24 protein-coding genes are annotated in these 22,946 nt (G+C 69.7%); 15 read left to right on the forward strand and 9 right to left on the reverse strand.

From position 1 onward, the window contains the following. Nucleotides 1-51 precede the first annotated feature (51 nt). Nucleotides 52-876, forward strand: coding sequence for an SDR family oxidoreductase (locus QRN19_RS07010; RefSeq protein ID WP_285026027.1), 825 nt, complete (start codon nucleotides 52-54; stop codon nucleotides 874-876). On the opposite strand, the gene mmuM is transcribed toward QRN19_RS07010, so the two are convergent. After that, the gene (gene mmuM, locus QRN19_RS07015; protein WP_285026029.1) at nucleotides 873-1,772 is read right to left on the reverse strand and encodes a homocysteine S-methyltransferase; all 900 of its coding nucleotides are present in this window, start codon (nucleotides 1,770-1,772) and stop codon (nucleotides 873-875) included. The genes QRN19_RS07010 and mmuM overlap by 4 nt on opposite strands. A 237-nt stretch (nucleotides 1,773-2,009) precedes the next feature. Between mmuM and QRN19_RS07020 the strand changes: the two genes are divergently transcribed. Then, the gene (locus QRN19_RS07020; protein ID WP_285026030.1) at nucleotides 2,010-3,596 is read left to right on the forward strand and encodes an MFS transporter; all 1,587 of its coding nucleotides are present in this window, start codon (nucleotides 2,010-2,012) and stop codon (nucleotides 3,594-3,596) included. On the opposite strand, the gene QRN19_RS07025 is transcribed toward QRN19_RS07020, so the two are convergent. The 4 genes from QRN19_RS07025 to QRN19_RS07040 all read right to left on the reverse strand — a co-directional run bounded on the left by QRN19_RS07025 (nucleotide 3,577) and on the right by QRN19_RS07040 (nucleotide 5,718). Next, the gene (locus QRN19_RS07025) at nucleotides 3,577-4,062 is read right to left on the reverse strand and encodes a twin-arginine translocase TatA/TatE family subunit (RefSeq protein ID WP_285026032.1); all 486 of its coding nucleotides are present in this window, start codon (nucleotides 4,060-4,062) and stop codon (nucleotides 3,577-3,579) included. The genes QRN19_RS07020 and QRN19_RS07025 overlap by 20 nt on opposite strands. Before the next feature lie 15 nt (nucleotides 4,063-4,077). Further along, entirely contained in the window at nucleotides 4,078-4,257 is a 180-nt protein-coding gene (locus tag QRN19_RS07030) for a twin-arginine translocase TatA/TatE family subunit (protein ID WP_137243487.1), read from the reverse strand. A gap of 66 nt (nucleotides 4,258-4,323) precedes the next feature. Next, complete coding sequence (locus QRN19_RS07035) at nucleotides 4,324-5,307, reverse strand: intradiol ring-cleavage dioxygenase (RefSeq protein ID WP_285026033.1); 984 nt, start codon at nucleotides 5,305-5,307, stop codon at nucleotides 4,324-4,326. A gap of 135 nt (nucleotides 5,308-5,442) precedes the next feature. Further along, the gene (locus tag QRN19_RS07040; RefSeq protein ID WP_285026034.1) at nucleotides 5,443-5,718 is read right to left on the reverse strand and encodes a hypothetical protein; all 276 of its coding nucleotides are present in this window, start codon (nucleotides 5,716-5,718) and stop codon (nucleotides 5,443-5,445) included. A 139-nt stretch (nucleotides 5,719-5,857) separates the two neighbouring features. On the opposite strand from QRN19_RS07040, the gene QRN19_RS07045 reads away from it, so the two are divergent. The 9 genes from QRN19_RS07045 to QRN19_RS07085 all read left to right on the forward strand — a co-directional run bounded on the left by QRN19_RS07045 (nucleotide 5,858) and on the right by QRN19_RS07085 (nucleotide 16,088). After that, nucleotides 5,858-7,345: a glycoside hydrolase family 32 protein gene (locus QRN19_RS07045; protein WP_285026035.1), complete on the forward strand. Its 1,488-nt coding sequence runs from the start codon at nucleotides 5,858-5,860 to the stop codon at nucleotides 7,343-7,345. 78 nt (nucleotides 7,346-7,423) lie between these two features. After that, on the forward strand, nucleotides 7,424-8,785 hold the full coding sequence (locus QRN19_RS07050) for an ABC transporter substrate-binding protein (protein ID WP_285026036.1): 1,362 nt from the start codon (nucleotides 7,424-7,426) through the stop codon (nucleotides 8,783-8,785). 70 nt (nucleotides 8,786-8,855) lie between these two features. After that, complete coding sequence (locus QRN19_RS07055) at nucleotides 8,856-9,737, forward strand: carbohydrate ABC transporter permease (RefSeq protein ID WP_138947179.1); 882 nt, start codon at nucleotides 8,856-8,858, stop codon at nucleotides 9,735-9,737. Then, on the forward strand, nucleotides 9,734-10,648 hold the full coding sequence (locus tag QRN19_RS07060) for a carbohydrate ABC transporter permease (RefSeq protein WP_285026037.1): 915 nt from the start codon (nucleotides 9,734-9,736) through the stop codon (nucleotides 10,646-10,648). The genes QRN19_RS07055 and QRN19_RS07060 overlap by 4 nt, the downstream gene beginning before the upstream one ends. Beyond that, on the forward strand, nucleotides 10,645-11,685 hold the full coding sequence (locus tag QRN19_RS07065; RefSeq protein WP_285026038.1) for a LacI family DNA-binding transcriptional regulator: 1,041 nt from the start codon (nucleotides 10,645-10,647) through the stop codon (nucleotides 11,683-11,685). The genes QRN19_RS07060 and QRN19_RS07065 overlap by 4 nt, the downstream gene beginning before the upstream one ends. A gap of 10 nt (nucleotides 11,686-11,695) precedes the next feature. After that, nucleotides 11,696-13,138 (forward strand): glycoside hydrolase family 32 protein, encoded by a 1,443-nt coding sequence (locus tag QRN19_RS07070; RefSeq protein ID WP_285026039.1) that lies wholly within the window; start codon nucleotides 11,696-11,698, stop codon nucleotides 13,136-13,138. Between the two features lie 82 nt (nucleotides 13,139-13,220). After that, complete coding sequence (locus QRN19_RS07075; protein ID WP_285026040.1) at nucleotides 13,221-14,798, forward strand: glycoside hydrolase family 32 protein; 1,578 nt, start codon at nucleotides 13,221-13,223, stop codon at nucleotides 14,796-14,798. Between the two features lie 145 nt (nucleotides 14,799-14,943). Further along, nucleotides 14,944-15,426 (forward strand): hypothetical protein, encoded by a 483-nt coding sequence (locus QRN19_RS07080; protein ID WP_285026041.1) that lies wholly within the window; start codon nucleotides 14,944-14,946, stop codon nucleotides 15,424-15,426. 74 nt (nucleotides 15,427-15,500) lie between these two features. Continuing rightward, nucleotides 15,501-16,088 (forward strand): DUF1349 domain-containing protein, encoded by a 588-nt coding sequence (locus QRN19_RS07085; RefSeq protein WP_285026042.1) that lies wholly within the window; start codon nucleotides 15,501-15,503, stop codon nucleotides 16,086-16,088. On the opposite strand, the gene QRN19_RS07090 is transcribed toward QRN19_RS07085, so the two are convergent. Beyond that, on the reverse strand, nucleotides 16,042-17,049 hold the full coding sequence (locus QRN19_RS07090) for a helix-turn-helix transcriptional regulator (RefSeq protein WP_285026043.1): 1,008 nt from the start codon (nucleotides 17,047-17,049) through the stop codon (nucleotides 16,042-16,044). The two genes, QRN19_RS07085 and QRN19_RS07090, sit on opposite strands and share 47 nt — an antisense overlap. A gap of 98 nt (nucleotides 17,050-17,147) precedes the next feature. On the opposite strand from QRN19_RS07090, the gene QRN19_RS07095 reads away from it, so the two are divergent. Further along, nucleotides 17,148-17,606 (forward strand): VOC family protein, encoded by a 459-nt coding sequence (locus tag QRN19_RS07095; RefSeq protein WP_285026044.1) that lies wholly within the window; start codon nucleotides 17,148-17,150, stop codon nucleotides 17,604-17,606. A gap of 88 nt (nucleotides 17,607-17,694) precedes the next feature. Here QRN19_RS07095 and QRN19_RS07100 read toward each other — a convergent pair whose 3' ends face one another. Beyond that, a complete protein-coding gene (locus tag QRN19_RS07100; RefSeq protein WP_285026045.1) occupies nucleotides 17,695-18,285 on the reverse strand; it encodes a DUF805 domain-containing protein in 591 nt (196 codons plus the stop codon). A gap of 259 nt (nucleotides 18,286-18,544) precedes the next feature. On the opposite strand from QRN19_RS07100, the gene QRN19_RS07105 reads away from it, so the two are divergent. Beyond that, complete coding sequence (locus QRN19_RS07105; RefSeq protein WP_285026046.1) at nucleotides 18,545-19,813, forward strand: HNH endonuclease signature motif containing protein; 1,269 nt, start codon at nucleotides 18,545-18,547, stop codon at nucleotides 19,811-19,813. Between the two features lie 172 nt (nucleotides 19,814-19,985). Here the strand turns inward: QRN19_RS07105 and QRN19_RS07110 are convergent, their stop codons facing one another. Then, on the reverse strand, nucleotides 19,986-20,297 hold the full coding sequence (locus QRN19_RS07110) for a GNAT family N-acetyltransferase (protein WP_285026047.1): 312 nt from the start codon (nucleotides 20,295-20,297) through the stop codon (nucleotides 19,986-19,988). A 178-nt stretch (nucleotides 20,298-20,475) separates the two neighbouring features. Here QRN19_RS07110 and QRN19_RS07115 point away from each other — a divergent pair, with 178 nt between their 5' ends. Further along, on the forward strand, nucleotides 20,476-21,744 hold the full coding sequence (locus QRN19_RS07115) for an ammonium transporter (RefSeq protein WP_079706939.1): 1,269 nt from the start codon (nucleotides 20,476-20,478) through the stop codon (nucleotides 21,742-21,744). Between the two features lie 46 nt (nucleotides 21,745-21,790). Continuing rightward, nucleotides 21,791-22,414, forward strand: coding sequence for a hypothetical protein (locus QRN19_RS07120; protein ID WP_285026049.1), 624 nt, complete (start codon nucleotides 21,791-21,793; stop codon nucleotides 22,412-22,414). Here QRN19_RS07120 and QRN19_RS07125 read toward each other — a convergent pair. Further along, nucleotides 22,405-22,923, reverse strand: coding sequence for a DUF3592 domain-containing protein (locus QRN19_RS07125; RefSeq protein WP_285026050.1), 519 nt, complete (start codon nucleotides 22,921-22,923; stop codon nucleotides 22,405-22,407). The two genes, QRN19_RS07120 and QRN19_RS07125, sit on opposite strands and share 10 nt — an antisense overlap. Nucleotides 22,924-22,946 lie beyond the last annotated feature (23 nt).

Genomic DNA, 22,946 nt, shown 5'->3' on the forward strand with positions numbered 1-22,946 from the left:
GACCAGGCCACGGCCTGTCGGCGATTACCCGACATCCCGTAGGGTCTCGGGATGGACTTCACCGACGACGCCACCGCCACCGACCGCGAGAGCAGCACCGAACGCATCGACACCGACCGCGTCGCCGTCATCACCGGAGTCGGGCGCCGCCGCTCGATCGGCGCCGGACTCGCCACCGGTCTCGCCGCGGACGGCTGGAACCTCGTCCTCAACGCGTGGCGGCCTTACGACGAGCGCCTCGGCTACGAGCGGACCCCCGACGACCCCGAGGCGATCGCGGACGAGTGCCGCGCGCTCGGCGTGACCGTCGAGGTCGTGTTCGGCGATCTCGCCGACCCGGCGTTCCCGGCCGAGCTCGTCGGGCGGGCGGCGCGACTGGGTCCCGTGTCGGGGCTCGTCATGTCGCACTGCGAGTCGGTGGACAGCTCGATCCTCACGACGGACGTCGACAGCTGGGACCGCCACTTCGCCGTGAACGCGCGGGCGACGTGGCTGCTCATCAAGGCCTTCGCCGAACAGCTCCCCGTGCAGGAGGCGCCGCCCCGGGTGGCCGGTCGGATCGTCGCCCTCACGAGCGACCACACCGTGAACAACCTCCCCTACGGAGCCAGCAAGGGCGCGCTCGACCGCATCGTGACCGCTGCAGCGGTGGAGCTGGGCGACCGCGGGGTGCGGGCGAACGTCATCAACCCGGGTCCGATCGACACGGGCTGGATGACCGACGACATCCGCCGCTGGGGCACCGAGGCGACGCCCGCCGGTCGGCTCGGAACGCCGTCCGACACCGCCGACCTCGTCCGCTTCCTGTTCTCGCCCGCGGGCTCCTGGATCAACGGCCAGGTCCTCTCGAGCAACGGCGGGTTCAACGTCGGCTAGAGGCGTGCATCCCGGCCGATCCGAGCAGGGATGTCGGCGATGTCGTCCGGCATGATCCGGCAGCAGCCGCCGATGATCGTCGCCCCGGCCTCCAGCCAGGCCTCCACCTCGCCGACCCCGGCGACTCCCCGCCAGCAGCGGGCATCGGCATCCCAGCGCTCGCCGGAGTTCGGGTAGACCACCACCGCCTTGTCCGTCACGGACCGCGCAGCGGCGATGGCCGGGAGGACCTCGTCCGGGTGCGAGCAGTTGACGCCGACGGCCTGGAACTCGTCGATCCGCTCGACGAGACGGAAGCCCTCCGCCATCGGTTCACCCGAGCGCAGACGACCGCCCTCCACCGTGAACGACAACCATGCCGGCACGCCCGAACCCCGCACCAGATCGGCGAGCGCCGTCGCCTCGTCGAGCGTCGGGATGGTCTCGAGGGCGAGGAGGTCGGGGCCGGCGTCGGTCAGCACTGCCAACCGCCGCTCGTGCCAGCGACGGAGCTCGGTCCGACTGAGACCGGAGGCACCCTCGTACTCCGAGCCGTCACCGAGCGTCGCGCCGTACGGACCGACCGACGCGGCGACGAGGAGCGGGCCGCCGGGGTCCGAATCCGCCCGCGTGTCGCGCGCCGCACACGCCAGCTCGACGCTCGACCGCAGGAGCCGTTCGGTCTCCGGACCCGAGATGCCGATCCGCTCGAACGCCTCGAACCCGACCTGGTACGACGACGTGATCGCGATCTGCGCACCGGCGGCGAAGAACTCCCGATGAGCGTCCAGAATCGCCTGTGGCTCCTCCACCAACAGGCGAGCGCTCCACAGCGTGTCGGAGAGGTCGTGCCCGCGTGCCTCGAGCAACGTTCCGAGACCGCCGTCGAGGGTCCAGACACCGCGCCGAACATCCATGCCGTCCATTGTGCCCGCACGACCGCGGGGAGGGGCGCCACTGGACACCTGGTATTGTCTATACCCGTCCAGAGCCGAGAGGACGCGTTCTCCCCGAGAACGACCCGCCACCCGACGTGAAGCTCCCCCGAGCTCCGTGCCAGTGCAGCATGGCGATCCTCCGGCATTTCTCGGGCACTGAGCGATTACGCGAGTGCCGAATGATTCAACACGACTGTCAGGAAACGAGTACTGCTTGTGAACTCCAGCGACAACGCGGCATCATCGTCCCCCGCATCCCCCTCCCCCAAATCCGGCCGGAAGCCGGCCCGTAAGACCAGGCGACTCCGCGTCGACGACGTCCTCGTCGTCAAGACGTCCAAGGTCCGCACTGCCATCTCGGGCACCGTCGTCGGCAACTTCATGGAGTGGTTCGACTTCGGCATCTACGGCTACCTCGCGGTCACGATGACCGTCGTCTTCACCGAGGGACTCCCTCCTGAAGCCGGCATCCTCGTCACCCTGTTCGGTTTCGCCGTGTCGTTCCTCGTGCGTCCGCTCGGCGGGCTCGTGCTCGGACCGCTCGGCGACAAGATCGGCCGGAAGAAGATCCTCTTCCTCACGATGTCGATGATGGCCGCGGCGACCGCCCTCATCGGCGTGCTGCCGACCGCCGCCCAGATCGGGCTGTGGGCCATCGCACCGCTGTACCTCCTCAAGATGATCCAGGGCTTCTCGACCGGCGGTGAGTACGCCGGCGCGTCCACCTATGTCGCCGAGTTCTCCCCCGACCGCCGACGCGGGTTCTGGGCCTCCTGGCTCGACGTCGGGTCCTACGTCGGCTTCGCGGCCGGCGCCGGAACCGTCGCCCTCACCACCCTGATCGCAGAAGGCCTCGCCGGCCCCGACGCGATGACCGAGTTCGGTTGGCGCATCCCGTTCCTCATCGCCCTGCCGCTCGGTGCGGTGGCGGTGTGGTTCCGCCTCAAGATCCCCGAGACCCCGGCCTACGAGGTCACCGAGACCGCCGGTGGGATCGAGTCCGAGCACGAGGACCCCATGGCCCGCCAGGGGATCTTCGGGATCTTCCGTCACTTCTGGCGCCAGATCCTCATCGCGATGGCGATCGTCGCCGCGACGAACACCGCCGGCTACGCGCTCACGAGCTACATGCCGACGTACCTCGAGAAGGACGTCGGGGTCTCCAACCTGACGGCCGCCGTCGCGACCATTCCGGTCCTGCTGATCATGTCCGCCTGCCTGCCGCTCGTCGGCCGGATGTCCGACAAGCTCGGTCGCAAGCCCGTCTACCTCATGGCCGTCGGTGCGACCCTCGCCCTCATGGTGCCGGCGTTCGCGGTCATGCAGATCGGTGAGATCTGGGCCATCTTCATCGCCCTCTTCATGGTGGCCGCACCGGTGGCGCTGTGGGCGGGACCGTCCGCGGCCTCGCTCCCGGCCTTCTTCCCGACGGCATCGCGCTTCGGTGCCATGGCGATCGCCTACAACCTGTCCGTCTCGCTCTTCGGCGGCACGACGCCGCTGTTCAGCGAATTCCTGATCCAGGTCACCGGCAACACCTTCATGCCCGCGTTCTACATCATGTTCTTCGCGGCAGTGGCGGGCGTCGGCGTGCTCACGATGCGGGAGACGGCCCGTCGTCCGCTCATCGGCTCGGTGCCGACGGTCGAGACGAAGGCCGAGGCGGTGGAACTCGTCAAGGGGCAGGACGACAACCCGCTCATCGACACCCACACGATGCCGCTCGACATCCTGCCGCCCGCGTCGACCACCGGCGCAGCAGCGGACGGCCAGGACGGACGCGTCACGACGCCCGCCGGCTAGCGGACTCGTCGACGCGTTCGTCGATGACGACGCGTTCGGTGATCACGATCGGGGCGGGTGCGCGGTGCGCATCCGCCCCGTCGCGTCCGACCCGCTCGAGGAGCGCGGCCTGCCAGCCGCCGCTCGCAACCGGCTTCGCCGAGGCAGACGGCACGGACGGCTCCACCTGCACCTCCGACGTCGTCGACTGCTCGAGCTGCGCGACCGACCCATGATCCTCGACGAGCGCCTCCTGGATGATCCGTCGGGGATCGAACTGTCGAGGGTCGAGGCGTTTCCACTCGGTCGGGTCGAACTCGGAGCCCAGTTCCTCGGCGGCTCGCGCCTTGGTCGTCGCGACGAGGTCGCGGACGGTGCGGACGAGCACCCCGAGTCGCTCGGCGTACACGGGCAACTGTTTCGGGCCGATGAGCACGGCCGCGAGGATGCCGATGACGATCAGCTTGTCCATGGTGAGTCCGAACACGATGCGTTCCGATGATCAGGCGGCAGGGGTGTCGGCGCGAGTGTCGGTGTCGGCCGACACCTCGTCCTTCAGGATGCGCGCCGACTGCCCGACGCTGCGGGCGAGGCTGGGGAGCTTCGCCGCGCCGAAGAACAGCAGGATGACGGCGAGGACGATGAGGGCGTGCCAGCCCGTGAGGTTCTGGAGGAATCCCATGAGGGGTCCTTTCGGGTCGATGCGGGTCGATGCGGGTCGGGACGGGAGTGCGTGGAGGTGCCGCGGTCAGCGTCCGCTCGGCGGCGTTCCTCCGCCGCCGCCAGCCCCGCCACCGCCGGACGGAGCGGCACCGGCGGTCGGCGTCGTCGTGGTGTCCACTCGGACGGTGAGCGCCACCTGGTACCCGGAGGTCGCGTCGCCCGTCACCGTCGCGAGCTGCAGGGCCCCGCCGTCGTCGCCGAAGACGTTGTCGTCGTCGAGACTCACCTGGGCGAGGTTCGCGCTCGAACCGTCGTAGCCCGACAGCGCGTAGACGGTGTCGCACGCCGCCTGCGGGAGGGCGACCTGGGAGGTCGCGATCGCGTTCGCGGAGTCGGAGATGTCGTTCACCGTGGGGTACACCTCGAAGTGGATGTGCGGCCAACGGCCCGAGTAGCAGGCCGGGAAGATCGAGGTGTACGAGACGGTCCCCGAGGTGTCGGCGACCTGGACGCCGCGGAGATAGGTCTCGTCCTCGATCCCGTCCGAGTACATCGAGTAGCCGCCCGACGCGTCGCAGTGCCAGACGTAGACGGCGACGTCGGCGAACGGGGTGTCACCGTTCGCCAGGTCGAGGATGGTGAGCGAGAGGGCCATGGGGACCCCGCTCGCAGTGGTGCCGGACCCGATGCTCGACCGGATGTCGCTGCGGACGATGCCGGACTCCTCGAGTACGTCGGCACCGTTCGAACCGTCGCCCGGGTAGGGGCCCGCGGTCTCGTCGGGGATCTCGCCAGCCGGGAGACCGCCGGTCGCGGTCGCGGTGCTCGTGCCGGAACTCGCGGCGCCGGTGCTCGTGCTGCTGCTGCCGGACGCCCCGGTGGAGCAGGCGGCGAGCGCGACGGCCCCGACTCCGGCGCCCACGAGGCTCAGCACCGTGCGTCGGCTGACGAGGGTCCCGAGGTCGAACGCGACGCCCTGGTCGACGACCTCCTCGTCGGCCCGATCGAGCAGGCGGCCCTCGTAGGCCGGGCCGTCCGGGGTGGTCTCGGGTGTCGGGATCCTGCTCATGGTGCGCCTCGCCTTCGTCTGCGATCGGTGGTCTCGATCGGTCGTGAGACGAGCATCGACGCGCCGGCTATGGGCTTCCTCTGAGCCGTCCATGCGTCGTCGATGGGTCTGCTGGGCGGTTGCCGAGCCCGCGGATCAACGCGGGGTGGCCTTGAGTCCGTTGGGCGGCCCGTCGCGGTCGGAGGCGGTGCGCGGCACGTCGTACCGCACGAGCGCATCGGCGTGCTCGAGGCTCGGCTGCACGCTCATCAACACCCGCTTGAGCGGATCGATGTCCCAGGCGATGACGAAGTACGCGTCGGCACCACCCCGATCGCGGCGCCGCTCGATGACCGCCTTCGGGATCACCGGGTCGTTGCGCATCACGAGCCACGTGTCGTGGTCGAGGCGGATCGGACGCGGGCGGGTCATGTGTCGAACATACGTTCGAATGTCGTGCGGGGCAAGTCGAAGCTCAGGCTGCTTAACTTTGCTTAACCGCTTGACCACCTTCCCAGCGTCCCGCTACGGTCAGTGCGTAACCGATTAACCACTCACTGCAGAGGACGTCATGAACCAACGAGGGTTCCACCAGCCGAACGGCGCATGGGTCGGAGACGTCATCCCCTGGCAGGAGGACGGCGTCTTCCACCTGCTCTACCTGCACGAGTCGCGTCGCGTGCCGAAGATCGGTATGCCGTGGCATCGCGTGACCACCCGGAACCTCGTCGACCTCGACGACCTCGGTGAGGCGCTGGCGTCGGGCGGACCGTCCGCACCGGACTTCAACGTCTACACGGGCAGCATCGTCCGGGGCCCCGAGGGCGCCCACCACGTCTTCTACACGGGTCAGAACCCGGAGCGCCGCGGTGCCGACGGTCTGGCGTTGCAAGTGGTGATGCACGCCATCAGCACCGACGGCATGCGCACCTGGGAGCGCCGGGAGGCCGACACCTTCGGCGCCACCGCAGGATATGAGACCGCCGACTGGCGGGACCCCTACGTCTTCTGGGACGAGGACGCGGCCGTCTGGCGGATGCTCATCACCGCCCGACACGCAGCGGGTCCGGAACGGCGTCGCGGCGTCATCGCTCAGTGCACCTCCACGGACCTCTCGACCTGGGAACCCGTCGAGCCCTTCTGGGACCCGCGCCGCTACATCGCCCACGAGTGTCCCGAGGTCTTCCAGTGGGGCGACTGGTGGTACCTCGTGTACTCCGAGTTCAGTGAGTCGTTCACGACGCGCTACCGGATGTCGCGCACCCTGCACGGACCCTGGCTCGTCCCCGAGCACGACACACTGGACGGTCGCGCCTACTATGCGGCGAAGTCCGCCGCCCGCGATGGACGCCGGTTCTTCTTCGGCTGGATCGCCTCGCGCGAGGGGGCCCACGACGCGGGCGCCTGGCAGTGGGCCGGCACCATGTCGGTCCTCGAAGCGGAGCAGCGTGCCGACGGCACCCTCGCCTTCCATCCAGCGGCCGAACTCCGCGACACGTTCGGACCCGCCGACGAGCCGGCGGACACCGTCGTCACCTCGGGCACGGTCCTGAGCGCTCCGGACGGGTACGTCGACGCGCTGAGCCGCACCGACGCACCGAGTTCCTTCCGGCTGGTCGCCCGGTTCGACATCGCCCCCGGCACGACCGAGTGCGGCGTCCTTCTCCGGGCGAGCGACGACGGCGACGAGGGCTACGTCCTGCGCTTGGAGCCGAAGCGCGACCGCCTCGTGTTCGACCGCTGGCCACGCACCAGCACCGGCACGGAGCAGTGGCAGATCTCGGGCGACGTCCCGTTCGTCGTCGAACTCGAACGCCCCTGCCACCTCGCCCCCGGCTTGCACGAGCTCGAGGTGATCGTCGACGGCGACCTCTGCGTCGCGACCGTCGACGACGCGGTCGTCCTCAGCACGCGCCTCTACGACCGACCGACCGGTCGCGTCGGCGTCTTCGTCGGTGAAGGGACCGTCACCGTCGAGACGTGCACCCTGCTGCCGCGCGTCGGCGGCGACCCCGACGACGCGACGTCACACCGACTCCTCACCAGCACCACGTCCTGATCCCGGCACCACGCTCCCCCGCCTGCACCATCACCCCCACCCGCACCCACCTGTGATCGATCAACGGAGATTCCGACCATGCCAACCACCGCACGCACCCGCACCATGCGCCCCACCCGCAGCACCGCCTTCGTGGCGCTCGTCGCCGCCTCAGCGCTCGCCCTCTCCGGCTGCGCCGGCGGATCGAGCGCCACGGACCCGACCGACGTCGACCCGAAGGGCGACATCGTCCCCCGCGAGATCTCGTGGCTGCTCTCCCGCCCGGCCGACGGCGGGGTGATCACCGCGATGGAGCAGATCGCCGACGAGTACGCGAAGGACCACCCCGGCTTCTCGCTCAACCTCATCACGACGCCCGACCGGCCGTCCTACATCCAGAAGTACGAGACCCTGGCGGCCGCGAACAAGCTCCCCGAGCTCTTCGACACCGACGCGACCCCGTTCGCGCAGAAGCTCGCGAAGCAGGGCCGGATGGTCGACGTCGACCTGCTCCTCGAGGACCTCGGTCTCGCGGACTCCTACCGCGAGGCGGCGCTCAACTACCAGCGGTTCGACGACGGCTCGCTGTACATGGTGCCGTTCGAGTTCCAGCTGGAGTTCTTCTGGTACAACCGCTCGCTGCTCGCGGACGCCGGTGTCACCGTCCCGGCCACGCTCGACGACTTCCCCGCCATGTGCAAGGCGCTCCGCGCGAAGGGGGTCACGCCGATCGCGCTCGACGGTCAGGACCAGTGGCCGCTCGAACGCTACATGGCCTACTACCCGTTCCGGATGGCGGGTCCCGAGTACATCCAGGACCTGAAGGCCGGGAAGGCGTCCTTCTCCGACCCGGCCGGGAAGGCCGCGGCCGAGTGGCTGTACGACCTCGGGCAGGCCGGCTGCTTCCAGGAGGGCTTCTCCTCGACCGGTTACGCGGACGCGCAGGCGCTCTTCACCTCGGGGAAGGCCGCGGTCTACAACATCGGCACGTGGGAGCTCTCGAACCTCGCGACGGATGCGCTCGACCCCGGCGTCCGTGACGCGGTCGGCACCTTCACGCTGCCGACCATCGACGGTGCCGTCACCGCCGACAACGAGTACGTCACCCCGTCCGGCATCGGCATGGCGGTGAACGCGAAGACGTACGACCCGCTCGTCCGCGACTTCCTCGCGTTCGCCCTCGAGCGCTACCCGGAGCTCTACGCGGCGACGGGCGCCCTGTCGCCGACGACCTCCGCGCAGACGACCGTGCCCGCGAACGCGACCGAACTGTACGCCAGCTCCGTGGCGCAGGCCGACGGCGTCGGACCGGCGATCGCGATGCCCTGGGACACCCAGCTCGACCCGGCCACGAACACCCGGCTCCAGCAGGAGCTGACCCTGCTCGTGCAGGGCGACATCACGCCGGACGAGTTCATCACGACGATGGACGCCGCCCTGAAGGAGAACGTCGATGACTGAGCTCACCCGGACCGCGGTGGGCGCGGCACCGGCCCGCCCACCGCTGCGGCGGAAGCCGATGTCCACGTCGATGCTGCCCCGCCGGTCGACGCTGTCGGTGCTCGTGTTCCTCGTGCCGCCGCTCGTCCTCTACGGCGTCGCCGTGCTCCTGCCGATCGTGCAGTCGCTGTTCCTCAGCCTCTTCTCGTGGGACGGCATCACGGACATGGCGTTCGTCGGACTCGACAACTACGTCAAGATGCTCACGCGGGACGACGTCTTCTGGACCTCCTTCGGCAACGCCCTCGGCTACCTCGCGATCTGTCTGGTGCTCCAGCTCGGTGGTGCACTCCTCGTCGCCGGGCTGCTCACGGCCCTCCCCCGGGCCCGCGAGCTCGTCAAGACGCTCTACCTCCTGCCGGCCGTCATCTCGACGGTCGCGATCGCCATCCTGTTCCAGCGGTTGTACGCCCTCGAGCCGGTCGGGCTGATCAACCAGCTGCTCGCGTGGGTCGGCCTCGGCGACCTCCAGACGGCCTGGCTGTCGAACGTGCAGACCGTCCTCGCGGCCGTGTCGATCCCGGAGGGCTGGCGGTTCACCGGCCTGTACATGCTCATCATCTACGCCGCCCTCATGGCCGTGCCCCGCGACCTCGAGGAGGCCGCCCGGCTGGACGGCGCCTCCTGGTGGCAGATCTTCTGGCGGATCCGCTTCCCGTACATCCGGCCGGTGTGGATCACGACGACCGTCATGGCGACGACCTTCGCGCTCCGCGGCTTCGACATCCCCTACCTGCTGACGAACGGCGGGCCCGGCCAGTCGTCCGAGCTGCTGACGACGTACATGTACAAGACGGCGTTCGTCCACACGGACTACGGCTACGCCAGCGCGATCTCGATGTTCATCGTCGTCGAGTGTCTCGTCGCCGTCGGCCTCATCTTCCTGCTGCTCCGACGGAAGGACCAGTCATGACCGCCACCCTCCCCGCCCGGCCGACCGAACACGTCGCGCCCCCGGCGGCACCGGCACCGAAGCGGAAGCTCCGGCACACCCCGCGCGTGCGGGTGCAGCGGACGATCCTCACCGTGACCGTCGTCGCGATCGTGCTCGTCCAGGTCTACCCGCTCGTCTGGTTGCTGCTCACGAGCTTCCGGACGGCGGCGGACTTCGCCGGCGGCAACCCCTTCGCGCTGCCGTCCGAGTGGACGATCGACAACTACGCGCGGGCGTTCTCGACCGGCAACCTCGGCCTGAACATCGTCAACAGCCTGATCGTCACCCTCGGGTCGAGCGCCCTGATCGTCATCGCCGGCATGATGGCGGCGTACGCGCTCCAGGTCCTCGGGTTCCGCTTCAGCGGGCTCGTCCGCGGCCTGTTCCTCCTCGGCATCATCGTGCCCGTGCAGATCGCGCTCGTCCCGCTGTTCATCGACTACTCGCAGGTCGGCCTGCTCGACACCCACCTGTCGATGATCATCCCGCTGGCGGCGTTCGCCCTGCCGATGGCGGTGTACCTGTTCTCCTCCTTCTACGAGTACATCCCGAGGGAGATGTACGAGGCCGCGTCGCTCGACGGGGCCGGCCCGTACCGGATCTTCGGCCAGATCACGTTCCCGCTCTCGGTCAACACGATCATCACGGTCGTGCTCGTCAACAGCATCTTCATCTGGAACGACTTCATCTTCGCGAACACCTTCGTGCTCTCCGACGGATTGAAGACCATCCCGCTCGGCCTGCAGAACTACATCGGGGCGATGGGGAACACTGATTGGACGGCGACGTTCGCCGCCGTCTGCGTCACGGTCACACCGCTGCTGCTGGTGTTCCTCGTGTTGAACAAAGCGATGATCAGCGGCCTCGAGAGCGGAGCGACCAAGGGATGAGCAGCACCGACCAGCCGAAGCCCGGCGCGGACCACCCGAAGAACACCTCGGGCATCACGATGCGCGACGTCGCGAAGGCCGCCGGCGTCTCCGTGGCGACCGTCTCGCACGTCGTCAACGACAAGCCAGGGTCGCGGATCGGCGAGGACGCCAAACGTCGGGTGCACGAGGCGGTGGCGGAGCTCGGCTATCGGCCGAACGCCCTCGCGAAGACGCTGTCCCAAGGGCACTCCCGGTTCATCGGCCTCGTCGCCGACGCGATCGCGACGACCCCGTTCGCCGGCCAGATCATCCACGGCGCCCAGGACGAGGCGTGGCGCCACGGCTACGTCCTGCTCGTCGCCAACACCGACGGCAACACGGCCGCCGAGGAGGAGGCGATCGCGATGATGCTCGAGCATCAGGTCCGCGGGATCCTCTACTCGACCTGGTTCCACCACGAGATCACCGTGCCGGAGGCGCTCCTCCAGACCGACACCGTGCTCGTCGACTGCTACGCCGCGGGCAGCGGGCTCCCGGCCGTCGTCCCCGACGAGGAGCAGGGCGGGCGGACCGCGACCGAGGCGCTGCTCGCGGCCGGTCACCGACGGATCGCGTTCGTCAACACGACGACCCCCTCACCGGCGCAGACCGGCCGGCTCGCCGGGTACCGCTCGGCGTTGCAGGCGGCGGGGGTGGCGTTCGACGACGCCCTCGTGTTCCCGGCCTCACCGGAGCAGGAGGGCGGGTACGCGGCGACCGCCGAGGTCGTCGACTCGGGCGCCACCGCGGTCTTCTGCCACAACGACCGCGTGGCGATGGGACTCTACGACGGCCTGCGCGAGCGCGGACTGCGGATCCCCGACGACATGGCCGTCATGGGCTTCGACAACCAGGACGTCATCGCCGCCCACCTCCGGCCGCCGCTGTCGACGGTCGCACTCCCCCACTACGAGCTCGGAGCGGCAGGGGTCCGTCGGCTGCTCGGCCTCGACGCCGCGCTGCCCGCCGGGCCGCAGCTCATCGCCTGCCCGGCCGTCCCGCGGCACTCCGTCTGAGGGCGCGACCGTGCACGACGAGCAGCACGCCCTCCCTCGGCCCGGCTTCCACCTGACGCCGCAACGGAACTGGATGAACGACCCGAACGGCTTGGTCTTCCACCGCGGGCGGTGGCACGCCTTCTTCCAGTACAACCCGGAGGGTGGCGACTGGGGCAACATGAGTTGGGGCCATGCCTCGAGCGTCGACCTGCAGCACTGGGTCGAGCATCCGGTCGCCCTGCGGTACACCGCCGAGGAGCAGGTGTACTCGGGATCCGTGGTCGCCGCGGGTCCCGACGGACGCCTCACCGCGTACTACACGAGCGTGTCCACCGACGGCCGGCAGGCGCAGTCCCGGGCGACCAGCGACGACGACGGGCTCACCTGGCAGCGCGACCCGGAGAACCCGATCCTCGACCGCGGCTCGCACGCGTTCCGCGACCCGAAGATCATCCGGTACGAGGACGCCGCGGGCTTCCGCTGGATCATGCTCACGGTGGAGGCCGTGGAGCGTCAGGTCCTCGTGTACTCCTCCACCGACCTCCGCACCTGGGAGCACGTCAGCACCGTCGGTCCGTTCGGTCCCACCGGCGTCGTGTGGGAGTGCCCCGACCTCATCCCGCTCGCGGTCGACGGCCACCCGGACGAGGTCCGGTGGGTCCTGCTCCTCAGCACCAACCCGGTCGGCGACGCGCAGGACCCGGACGGGTCGTCGATGAGCTATCTCGTCGGCGACTTCGACGGCTCGGTGTTCACGCCTGAGCGGGCCGAGCTGCAGCGGCTCGACCACGGTCGGGACTTCTACGCGGCGGTCGGGTTCGACGGCGCTCCGGACGGCGAAGCGGTGATCCTCGGCTGGATGGGTAATTGGCGCTACGCCGCCGACCTCCCCGCCTCGCCGTGGCGGGGCGCGATGTCGCTTCCCCGACGCCTCTCCTTGACCACGGTCGACGGCGAGCCGCGACTCGTGCAGGAGCCGCCGGCCTACGTCAGGGAACCACTGGCCGCGATCGAACCGACCACCGTCGCCCTATCCTTGGACGCCGTCGACCTGGCGCTCGACGGCGACGGCGTGGTCGAGTTGCGCTGGGATCCGTCGGTCACGGGTGAGCTGCGGCTCCGACTGACCGCCGACACCGACGGAGCGGTCCTCATCGTCCACGACCCGACGGCGGCGTCACTCGCGGTCACCCGGTCGGGCGGTGCCATGGACACGGTGCACCCCGACTTCGCCTCCACGAGCATCGTCCCGCTCGCCGGCGACCGGTCGGCGCGGCTCCTCCTCAGCCTCGACGGCCCACTGCTCGAGCTGTTCGTCGACGGTGGTCTCGCCACCGTCTCCGACCTCGTCCTCCTCGGGACCGGACGACCGACGCTGACCCTCGCGAGCGAACGCGCCAGTCCCGTCTCGGTCGCCGTCGCCGTGCTCGGCCGGGCGCCCGCCACCGACCAGGTGCACGCGCTCGCCTGAGCCTTCCTCCACCGCACGATCCAGCACCATCCCCGCCACGGGTGCCTTCGGCGCGCCCGCGGCACCGACGAAAGGAACAGCAATGACGCACGACCTCTCCCGCCGGACCGTCCTCCAGGGCGCCGGCCTCGGGGCGCTCGCCCTGTTCGCGAGTGCCGGCACGCCCCTCGCCGCCCAGGCGTCGACCACCGCCCAGGCGCAGGCCTCCCTCAGGTCGATGTTCCACATGACGCCGCCGTCGGGGTGGCTCTGCGACCCGCAACGACCGGTGTTCACGAACGGCGCGTACCAGCTGTACTACCTGCACTCCGGCCAGAACAACGGCCCGGGCGGTTGGGATCACGCGACGACGACCGACGGCGTCGCCTTCACCCATCACGGAACCGTCATGCCCCTGCAGCCGGACTTCCCGGTGTGGTCGGGATCCGCCGTCGTCGACACCGCGAACACCGCCGGCTTCGGCGCGGGTGCGGTCATCGCCCTCGCGACGCAGCCCACGGACGGCGTCCGGAAGTACCAGGAGCAGTACCTCTACTGGTCGACGGACGGCGGCTTCACGTTCACGATGCTCCCCGACCCCGTGATCGTGAACACCGACGGACGTGCGGCCCAGACCACTGCGGAGATCGAGAACGCCGAATGGTTCCGGGACCCGAAGGTCCACTGGGACGCGGCCAGGAGCGAATGGGTCTGCGTCATCGGGCGCGCACGCTACGCGGCCTTCTACACCTCGCCCGATCTCACGACCTGGCAGCTGCAGCACAACTTCGACTTCCCGAACCACGACCTCGGCGGCATCGAATGCCCGGACCTGTTCCAGATGCGAGCGGGTGACGGCAGCTGGCACTGGGTCTTGGGCGCCAGCATGGACGCCTACTCGATCGGCCTGCCGATGACCTACGCCTACTGGACGGGCACCTGGGACGGGACGCGGTTCACGGCCGACGACCTCACCCCGCAGTGGCTGGACTGGGGCTGGGACTGGTACGCCGCCGTCACCTGGCCGAAGGCGGAGTCGCCCGACGACCGCCGGCTCGCGATCGCCTGGATGAACAACTGGAAGTACGCGGCCCGTGACGTCCCCACCGACGCCTCGGACGGGTACAACGGCCAGAACTCCGTCGTCCGGGAGCTGCGACTCGAGGCGCAGTCCGGCGGTCGGTACAGCCTGCTCAGCGCGCCCGTCGACGCCCTCGCCGGGTATGCGACCTCCACGGTCTCCCTCCCGGACCAGACGGTCACCGGGAGCGCCGTCCTGCCCTGGAGTGGCCGGGCGTACGAGATCGAACTCGACCTCACCTGGGACACCGCGACCAACGTCGGTCTCTCCGTCGGGCGGTCGGCGGACGGCTCCCGCCACACCAACATCGGGAAGGCCGGGGCCGAGCTCTACGTCGACCGCGCCCCGTCCGACCTGGCCGGCTTCGCGCTGCAGCCGTACACGCGAGCCGCGGCACCGATCGACGCGGCTGCGCGCTCGGTCCATCTGCGGGTCTTCGTCGACACGCAGAGTATCGAGGTCTTCGTCAACGCCGGTCACACCGTCGTCTCGCAGCAGGTGCACTTCGTCGAGGGCGACACGGGGATCTCGCTCTACACCGACGGCGGGCCGCTGACCGCCTCGGGGATCACGATCCGCGAGTTCGGCACGGCGATCTGAGGCGGGCGCGGTCGGGCGCGGCGACGGCGCCCGACCGCGTCCGACGGGTGTCCCCACGTTTCGTCGCGCGCACGGGTTCGACGGCTCTCGCTAGGCTTGATGTTCCTTCCGGCGGAGCTCGTCGGCGAGCAGGAGATGGGGATCCGTGAAGAACGCCGCCTCGTACGCGATCGGGCTCGCGCTGAGCCTGGTCTACGTCTCATTGGTCGGTGTGCTGTCGATCCAGATCGCCGGTCTCGCCGGAGGCGCGGTGTTCGACCTCAGCAACTCCCTGATGGCCGTCACCGAACCGAACGCCGGCCTGCTGCAGGTGCTCGGTATCGCCGTCGCGAGCGGAGCGGTGCTCTGGATCCTGATGCGGCGCGGGACCCCGGGGGCGGACGCGCAACGCCTCCTGCGACTCGGCTTCGGCACGGGAACGCTCGTACAGATCGCTGTCGGCGTCGCCCTCCTCGTCGGACGGTTCTCCGTCCTGGATCTGAATCAGGGTCCGGCGAAGTGGCTCGAGGGCTGGATCACCTCCGGTGCCTCGAACTCGGCGGTCCACGTCGTCCTCATCGTGACGGTGTACCTGATCGTGACGAGGCGACACCGTACCTGCGGCACAGCAGACCCCTCGCGGGCCTGACCGGCCGGACGCCACACCCCCCCCCCCAGCGCCCCGACCGTGCGGCAGGACCATTTGTACGTCAGGATGGACGGATGGATCTCCAGAGCCTGGTCGAGCACGGACGTTGGACGACGGCCCCTGCGGCGGTGACGACGGAGCCGGACGGTTCCCTGCTCGTCACCGCCGTCGAGGGCAGTGACGCCTGGCGGCACACCTCCTACGGCTTCGTCCACGACACGGAGCACGCACTGATCGCGCCGATGCAGCGACGAGCGGCGATCGAGGTGTCGTTCGTCCTCGACGGCTCCGAGCAGTTCGATCAGGCCGGCGTGTTCCTCCGGGTGTCCGAGTCGATGTGGATCAAGGCCGGGGTCGAGGTGTCCGACGGGGTCGCCCAGCTCGGTGCGGTCGTCACGCATGGGAACTCCGACTGGTCGGTGGCGCCGGTCCCCGATTGGCTCGGGCGAACCGTCACCGTGCGCGCGAGCAGCGACGGCGACGCCATCACCGTGCGCGCACGGGTGGACGACGAGGACTGGCGCCTGGTCCGCGTCGCCCACCTCGACCCGGAGGCCGACGTCGAGGCGGGACTCTTCTGCGCGGCCCCGACGCGCGCCGGTCTCACCGTGCGGTTCACCGCCGTCCGTCTCGGTCCGCCGGACGACGCACTCCACGGCTGACCGTCTGCGCGGTCGCGGCGTTGCGCTCCGCGAGCTGTGCGAACGCTGCGGCGAGCTCGGGCGGATCGACGACGTCGATGTCGGTGTCGAAGCGGTTCAGGGAGGCGGCGAGCGCCACCCACGACCACGCGCCGGCGGTGTAGCGCGTGCGGTCCGGGCCGAGGGGCTCGGCGGTGCCGTCGCCAACGAACGGCTGGACCGCCTCGAACGGCAGGTGGAGGACGACGGTGCCGAAACAGGGCCAGGCATCGGTCTGCTCGGCTCCCTTGAACCTCGCCGCCACGAAGGCCTGCACGTCGCCGCCCGGCACCTCGCGCGGCCGGAACCGCGGTCCGGATGGGGTCCTCGGCACGATGCGGTCGGCTCGGAAGATCCGCCAGTCGTCGCGGTCGAGATCCCAGGCCACGAGGTACCAGCGTCCCTGGGAGGTGACCAGGTGGTGGGGCTCGACGCGTCGAGGGGGTTCCGGGTCGCCGTCGGATCGCCCGAACCGGAGCACCTCCCGCGCGCGGATGGCGGCAGACAACGCGAGGAGGACCGACACGGCCACCTGCGGGGTCGGTCCGTCGCCTGAGCGGGGCACCGAGATGACGTCGAGGGCGTCGAGTCGATGCCGCAGCCGCGACGGCAGGACCTGTCTCACGGTCGTCAGCGCTCGGAGCGCGGGCTCCTCGAACCCGGATCCCGCGACGGCGGCGGTCTGGAGGGCGATCGTGAGCGCGACGATCTGCTCGTCGTCGAAGAGTAGCGGCGGGAGTTCGCTGCCGGCGTCGAGGTGGTACCCGCCGTCCGGGCCCATCGTGGCCTCGATGCGATACCCCATCTCCCGGAGGCGGTCGACGTCGCGGCGGATCGTGCGGTGGCTGACGTCCAGCCGGTCGGCGAGCAGGGCACCCGGCCAGTCGCGCCGCGCCTGCAGGAGCGAGAGCAACTGCAGGAGTCGGGAGGTCGGTGAAGCCATGGTGCGAGCGTAGTCCGAGTGTAGGACATGATCTGTCCTAGAGGCCTGGAACAGTGGTGCTCGACCGGGAGGAGCCCGGCACGACTCGAGGAGCACCCATGAGCATCACGACCACGACCCACCTCAACTTCCAGGGCGACGCCCGCGCTGCACTGGAGTTCTACCAGTCCGTCTTCGGCGGGCGGACGACGATCGCGAGCTACGGCGACCTCGGGATGCCCAAGGACGCGCCGGGCGCCGAGTTGGTCGTCTTCGGTCAGGTCGAATCCGAGGACGGCTTCCGGGTGATGGCGTACGACAGCCCCGGAGCTCCGGCGGCGTCACTGATCGGCACCGGAACGACCCGTCGCGAGCACGGGACGACGGTCACCGAACAGTCCTGCTTCGTCGCGGTGCGTGGCGAGACGCTCGCGGAGGTCGAGGAGTTCTGGAACCGACTCGTCGTCGGAGGTTCGGTCGTCGAGGAGCTCGCCGCGTCCGCCTGGAGCCCCGGCTTCGGCATGGTGACGGACCGGTTCGGCGTCACGTGGGTGCTCGACGTCGCGGCGGCCGACTGAGGCGTCCACGCACGTCCTGCGAGACGGAGAACGGGCCGGTGCGGACGATCGCGTCCACACCGGCCCGTTCCGGTCCTCAGGTCGCGGTTCAGCGCGCCAGGTCGAACCGCTGACCCTCGGGCTTCGAGGGCAGGAGGACGAGCACGAAGAGGATGATCCCGCCGATCGACGGGATGAGCGAGAGGAAGTAGAACGGGCCGGGGAAGTTGGCGTCGTGGAGACGGCGCCAGGCGAGGGCCAGGTTCGGGACGATGGTCGCCAGCCAGATGAGGCCGAGGAGCACCAGCCCGATCAGGATGAGGGTGCGAGCTCCGGGGATCTCCAGGATGCCGGGCTGGGTGTAGTAGGTCCGCGCGCCGGTGCTGCTGTCGAACACGACCGGCTCACGCTGCGCGGCGGCCGAGGCCGCCCCCGACACGACGCCCGCGACCAGGAGGATGTTCGGGATGAGCGTGACGAGGAAGACGAGCAGCGCGACCCACCAGTACTCGCTCCGCGAGGCGCGACCGGTGAAGGTCGCGTACTTGCGGAGGTAGCGCTTGATGGCCTGCGGGAACGTCGCCCCGTAGAGCGGGAGCGTCAGATCCTCCGGGGAGGCGGCGCCGCGGATCGGAGCGGGCGCGTAGGGCTGCCCGTACGTCGGCGTCGCAGGGTATTCAGGGGTGGTGTTGGAACTCATGGCGTCTTTCGATCGAGGTACACGGTACTGAGATCCTGGCATAACACATGACCACCTCAGAACAACTTGCGCGACCGACCGCGTTCGGGCATGCTTTCCGCCGATCCCCGAGCAACCCCCGTCGGTCCCCGAGCAACCCCCGCCGACCCCTGAGCAACCCCCTCCGGTCCCTGAGCCTGTCGAAGGGCACACGAGGAGACTTTCACAACCGAGCCGACTCAGCATCTGGAATGTCAGTGGTCCATGGTGGACTTGTCCCATGACCGAGACCACCACCGCGATCCGCGTCGGCGACGAGTACGCCGCGCGCCTCGTGGAGTTCTCGGACGAGTGGGCCGAGATCCACCGGCAGCAGGCCGTCTTGGACGCACGCAAGGCCCGCCTCCTGGCTCGTTCCGCTGCCTATGCCGACGCGTTCGCGGACTCGGTCGTCCCCGCCGTCTTCCCGCCCGCCGAACGCCGTGCCCTGTCTCGCCGCTCGACCTGCGCGACGCTCGCGATGGCAACCCGCGTCCCCGAGCGGACCGTGCAGCGGGCCACGAACGACGCCGAAGCGCTCGTCAACAACGCCCCCGCCGTCCTGGAGTCGTTGGAGGCCGGACGCATCTCGGCCCGGCATGCGAAGACGATCACCGACCAACTCTGCGACGTCCCCAGTGAGGGACGAGCGGTGTTCCTCGCGAAGGTACTTCCGGTCGCGGAGCAGACCACCGACGCAGAACTCCGCAGGCGCGCCCGGGTCCTGCGCGAGCGTCTACACCCGGAGTCCATCACGACGCGTGCTCTCCGGTCTGAGGCAGACCGCCGGGTCGAGGTCGAGCCCGCGGCCGACGGCATGGCGTGGGTGCACCTGTTCACCACGGCACCGATCGCGCAGGGCATCGCCGAACGCATCGAGGCCGCGGCAGCTGAAAGCCGCGCCGCGGGCGACACCCGCACCTGCGCGCAACTCCAAGCCGACGCCCTCGCAGCCCTCGCCCTCACCGGCGTCACGCCCGAGGACGTCACGTCGAGCCCGGTGCTTCCGCACCCCATCGAGGTGCAAGAGCACATCAAGCCGACGGTGCAGATCACGGTCCCGGCACTGAGCATGGCCGGCGTCAGCGACGCCCCAGCCACGCTCGACGGCTACGGCCCGATCGACCCGGAGACCGCAGCCCGCATCGCAGTGAACGCGCCGAGCTTCACCCGCATCCTCGTCCAACCGGAAACCGGTGCGGTACTCTCCGTCGGGCGGAACCAGTACCGGGTTCCGGCCGATCTGCAGCGGGCCGTCCGCCTCCGGGACGGCACCTGTCGGGCACCGGGCTGCGGCAGGCGCGCCAGAGCATGCGACCTCGACCATTCGGTCGCGTGGGAAGACGGCGGCGCGACGGATGTCGGGAATCTCGCCTGCCTCTGCCGACATCACCACCGGATGAAACACCTCCCCGAATGGAACCTCGACCACCAGCCCGATGGCGTGCTCGAGTGGACGACACCCGACGGGAAACACCACCGGACGGAACCGGACCCCGCACCGTTCTGACCCTCGCCGGTCCCTGAGCCTGCCGAAGGGTCCTCGTGGACACTTCGACAAGCTCAGTGACCGGCGGAGGTGTAGCCGAGGTGTTTCGGTCCCTGAGCCTGCCGAAGGGCGGCTCTGTCGGGGAGGGTCGTGGTCCCGGTGACGACCTCGGCCACCACCATCGACGCCGCCGTCACTCGGGCCAGGACACCTCGCCACTGAAGTCCGGGTGCTTGCGGAGATAGGCCTGGATGAAGGGGCAGTACGGCACGATCGTCAGGCCTCGCTCGACCGCATCATCGAGCGCCGCAGCGGCGAGGACGCTGCCGAGCCCCTGCCCACCGAAGTCAGGATCGATCTCGGTGTGGGTGAAGAGGATGCGGCCCGGCTCCTCCCGGTACCCGGCGATCCCGGCGACGCGTTCCCCCACCCGGATCTCGTACTCGTGACGCTCGTCGTTGCGGGCGACCTGCGGGCCGTCCTCGGGTGTGCTCGAAGTCGACATCGGGGCTCCCTTCCATTCGTCCCCCACTGTACGTCGAGCGATCCGTCATGTGCTGTTTACGCAGCGGCCGATTCCGCAACGTGCCGGAAACACGCGCACAGGCCATCGGAAACACGCCGGTGTCACGCTGGGCGCACCCGACGCGCTCCAGCCGCGTCCCTGCGGAGAGGCACCTCGAATGGATCAAGGAAACACAGCGTTCATCCTGATATCAGCGGCACTCGTGCTGCTCATGACACCAGGGCTCGCGTTCTTCTACGGCGGCCTGGTCAAGGCGAAGAGCGTCATCAGCATGATGATGATGAGCTTCGGCGCACTCGGCCTCATCGGCGTCCTCTGGGTGCTGTACGGGTACGCGATCGCGTTCCCCGGCTCCGAAGGCACCGTCGCCCCCTGGGCGATCGACACCGGCAACATCGGCCTGACCGCCGCCCTCGAGACGCCTGAGGGAGCGGCCTACCCACCGCTCGCCTTCGTCGCCTTCCAGGCCACCTTCGCGATCATCACCGTCGCCCTCGTCTCCGGCGCCATCGCCGACCGCGCGAAGTTCGGCTCCTGGATGATCTTCGCCGGCATCTGGGCGACCGTCGTCTACTTCCCGGTCGCGAGCTGGGTGTTCAACTTCGGCCTCGCCGACGACGGCAGCTTCGCTTACGGCGGTTGGATCACGCACGGCCTGCAGGACGTCTTCGGCGTCGGCGTCATCGACTTCGCCGGTGGCACCGCGGTCCACATCAACGCCGGTGCTGCCGCCCTCGCCCTCGCGCTCGTCCTCGGCCGCCGCGTCGGGTTCAAGAAGGGCGTCCACGTCCCCCACAACCCGCCGTTCGTCCTCCTCGGCGCCGGTCTGCTCTGGTTCGGCTGGTTCGGCTTCAACGCCGGTTCGGAACTGGCGGCCGACGGCACCGCGGCACTCGTGTTCGTCAACACCATCGCCGCCCCGGCGGCAGCCCTGCTCGCCTGGCTCGTCGTCGAGAAGATCAAGGACGGCAAGCCGACCTCCGTCGGTGCCGCATCGGGTGCCGTCGCCGGTCTCGTCGCGATCACCCCGGCGTGCGGTTCGCTGCACCCGATCTGGGCCATCGTCCTCGGCCTCGTCGCCGGTGTCGTGTGCGCCCTCGCCATCGAGCTGAAATTCAAGCTCGGCTTCGACGACTCCCTCGACGTCGTGGGCATCCACCTCGTCGGTGGCCTCATCGGCACCCTGTACCTCGGCTTCTTCGCCAACGGCACCGGCCTCTTCATGGGTGGTGACGCTTCGCAGCTGCTCGTCCAGGCGATCGCCGCGTTCGCCGTCCTCATCTACTCCTTCGTGCTCGCCTTCATCATCGGCTTCGCGATCGAGAAGACGATCGGCTTCCGCGTGAAGAACGAGGACGAGATCGCCGGCATCGACACCGTGGTCCACGGTGAAGAGGGGTACGTCCTGGTCGACACCAAGGCCTGATCCACCGGCCTGAACGACCTGCCCGACCCGACCCGACGAGGACGAGATGCGCGGAGCAGCTGGACCCGAACCGGCTGCCACCCCCGCTCATCTCGTCCTCGTCGACGTCGCGTCCAGACCACCTGCCGACCCGGGCCCGCCACGGCTCGTCCGGTTCGCCGACCTCGTGCGGCAACCGTTGGACCGCGGCCGGGGCAGCGTGCGAGACGTCTGGACGAGCACCGACGTCGACCGCCGCATCCGCTGGCGACTGCAGGTCGTCGAGCTCCGTGACGCGGCCGGACTCATCGCCGCTCCCGACGACATGAACCATGCGATCGTCGGCTTCGCCGGCCCACAGGTCGCGGTCCGCGCGGGTGGGAACGAGCTGAACGGCCCCGGACGCATCCTGCACCGCGACGAGGTCCTGACCGTGCGCGAATCCTCGGTGCGTCTCTCGAGACCGCGGCTGCGGGCCTCGGGGTCGAGCTCGATGATCCTGTTGAGCTACAGCACCTCGGAGGACCCGCCGACGCTGAACTTCGAGGAGCCGGACACCGCGCACGATCCCGCCGACGGCCTGCGGATCACCCTCGCCCTGCGCGGTCCGATCCGGCGCGGCGAGGGCGAGGTCCCGCAGGGTTCCGCCCTCGTCTCCGCGCCGCTCGCCGTTCCACCGCGCTACCGCTGACCGGCGGAAGCCTGTATCGCCGCACGGCGCGCCTGGGCACGCTCCGACCGGCCACGGGCGGCCATCACCAGCATCATGACGCCTGTCCCCCCGAGGATGACGGTGAAGACCACTCCGAGGCCCGTCATCCACTCGCCCTCGCCCCCATAGCCCTCGACGACCGCCGCCCCCGGGTCTGTCGCCCGGTACACGATCACGACCTCGTCGCCGACGGACGGCCGGTCGCTGATGTCCCAGGACTCCCACACCGAGTGCACGACGTCGTCGGTGGACCGGTAGTCGACCCGGAAGTCCATGTCGGAGGCCTCGACACCGTCCTGCACCTCGGTGATCGTGCCGGTGGTGCGCGTCCCCGTCTCCAGCAACTGGTCGTCAGCCAGCCGGAGGCCGACGCCGATCGCGATCATCACCGGACCGACGAGCAGCATGCCCAGGATCAGCGCGACGACGCCGAGACGGTTGCGGGTGGGATGCGACGCCGCGGCGGCAGGTTGCTTCTGGAGGTCCACCCGCCCATCTCAACACACGAGCG

This window comes from Plantibacter sp. ME-Dv--P-122b (assembly GCF_030209375.1).
Lineage (GTDB): Bacteria > Actinomycetota > Actinomycetes > Actinomycetales > Microbacteriaceae > Plantibacter.

Coding starts and splice junctions, on each gene's coding strand:
- QRN19_RS07010 (WP_285026027.1), top strand. CDS start 52: ATGGACTTCACCGACGACGCCACCGCCACCGACCGCGAGAGCAGCACC.
- mmuM (WP_285026029.1), bottom strand. CDS start 1,772: ATGGATGTTCGGCGCGGTGTCTGGACCCTCGACGGCGGTCTCGGAACG.
- QRN19_RS07030 (WP_137243487.1), bottom strand. CDS start 4,257: ATGGGATTCCTCCAGAACCTCACGGGCTGGCACGCCCTCATCGTCCTC.
- QRN19_RS07035 (WP_285026033.1), bottom strand. CDS start 5,307: ATGAGCAGGATCCCGACACCCGAGACCACCCCGGACGGCCCGGCCTAC.
- QRN19_RS07040 (WP_285026034.1), bottom strand. CDS start 5,718: ATGACCCGCCCGCGTCCGATCCGCCTCGACCACGACACGTGGCTCGTG.
- QRN19_RS07045 (WP_285026035.1), top strand. CDS start 5,858: ATGAACCAACGAGGGTTCCACCAGCCGAACGGCGCATGGGTCGGAGAC.
- QRN19_RS07050 (WP_285026036.1), top strand. CDS start 7,424: ATGCCAACCACCGCACGCACCCGCACCATGCGCCCCACCCGCAGCACC.
- QRN19_RS07055 (WP_138947179.1), top strand. CDS start 8,856: ATGCTGCCCCGCCGGTCGACGCTGTCGGTGCTCGTGTTCCTCGTGCCG.
- QRN19_RS07060 (WP_285026037.1), top strand. CDS start 9,734: ATGACCGCCACCCTCCCCGCCCGGCCGACCGAACACGTCGCGCCCCCG.
- QRN19_RS07065 (WP_285026038.1), top strand. CDS start 10,645: ATGAGCAGCACCGACCAGCCGAAGCCCGGCGCGGACCACCCGAAGAAC.
- QRN19_RS07075 (WP_285026040.1), top strand. CDS start 13,221: ATGACGCACGACCTCTCCCGCCGGACCGTCCTCCAGGGCGCCGGCCTC.
- QRN19_RS07085 (WP_285026042.1), top strand. CDS start 15,501: ATGGATCTCCAGAGCCTGGTCGAGCACGGACGTTGGACGACGGCCCCT.
- QRN19_RS07090 (WP_285026043.1), bottom strand. CDS start 17,049: ATGGCTTCACCGACCTCCCGACTCCTGCAGTTGCTCTCGCTCCTGCAG.
- QRN19_RS07095 (WP_285026044.1), top strand. CDS start 17,148: ATGAGCATCACGACCACGACCCACCTCAACTTCCAGGGCGACGCCCGC.
- QRN19_RS07100 (WP_285026045.1), bottom strand. CDS start 18,285: ATGAGTTCCAACACCACCCCTGAATACCCTGCGACGCCGACGTACGGG.
- QRN19_RS07105 (WP_285026046.1), top strand. CDS start 18,545: ATGACCGAGACCACCACCGCGATCCGCGTCGGCGACGAGTACGCCGCG.
- QRN19_RS07110 (WP_285026047.1), bottom strand. CDS start 20,297: ATGTCGACTTCGAGCACACCCGAGGACGGCCCGCAGGTCGCCCGCAAC.
- QRN19_RS07115 (WP_079706939.1), top strand. CDS start 20,476: ATGGATCAAGGAAACACAGCGTTCATCCTGATATCAGCGGCACTCGTG.
- QRN19_RS07120 (WP_285026049.1), top strand. CDS start 21,791: ATGCGCGGAGCAGCTGGACCCGAACCGGCTGCCACCCCCGCTCATCTC.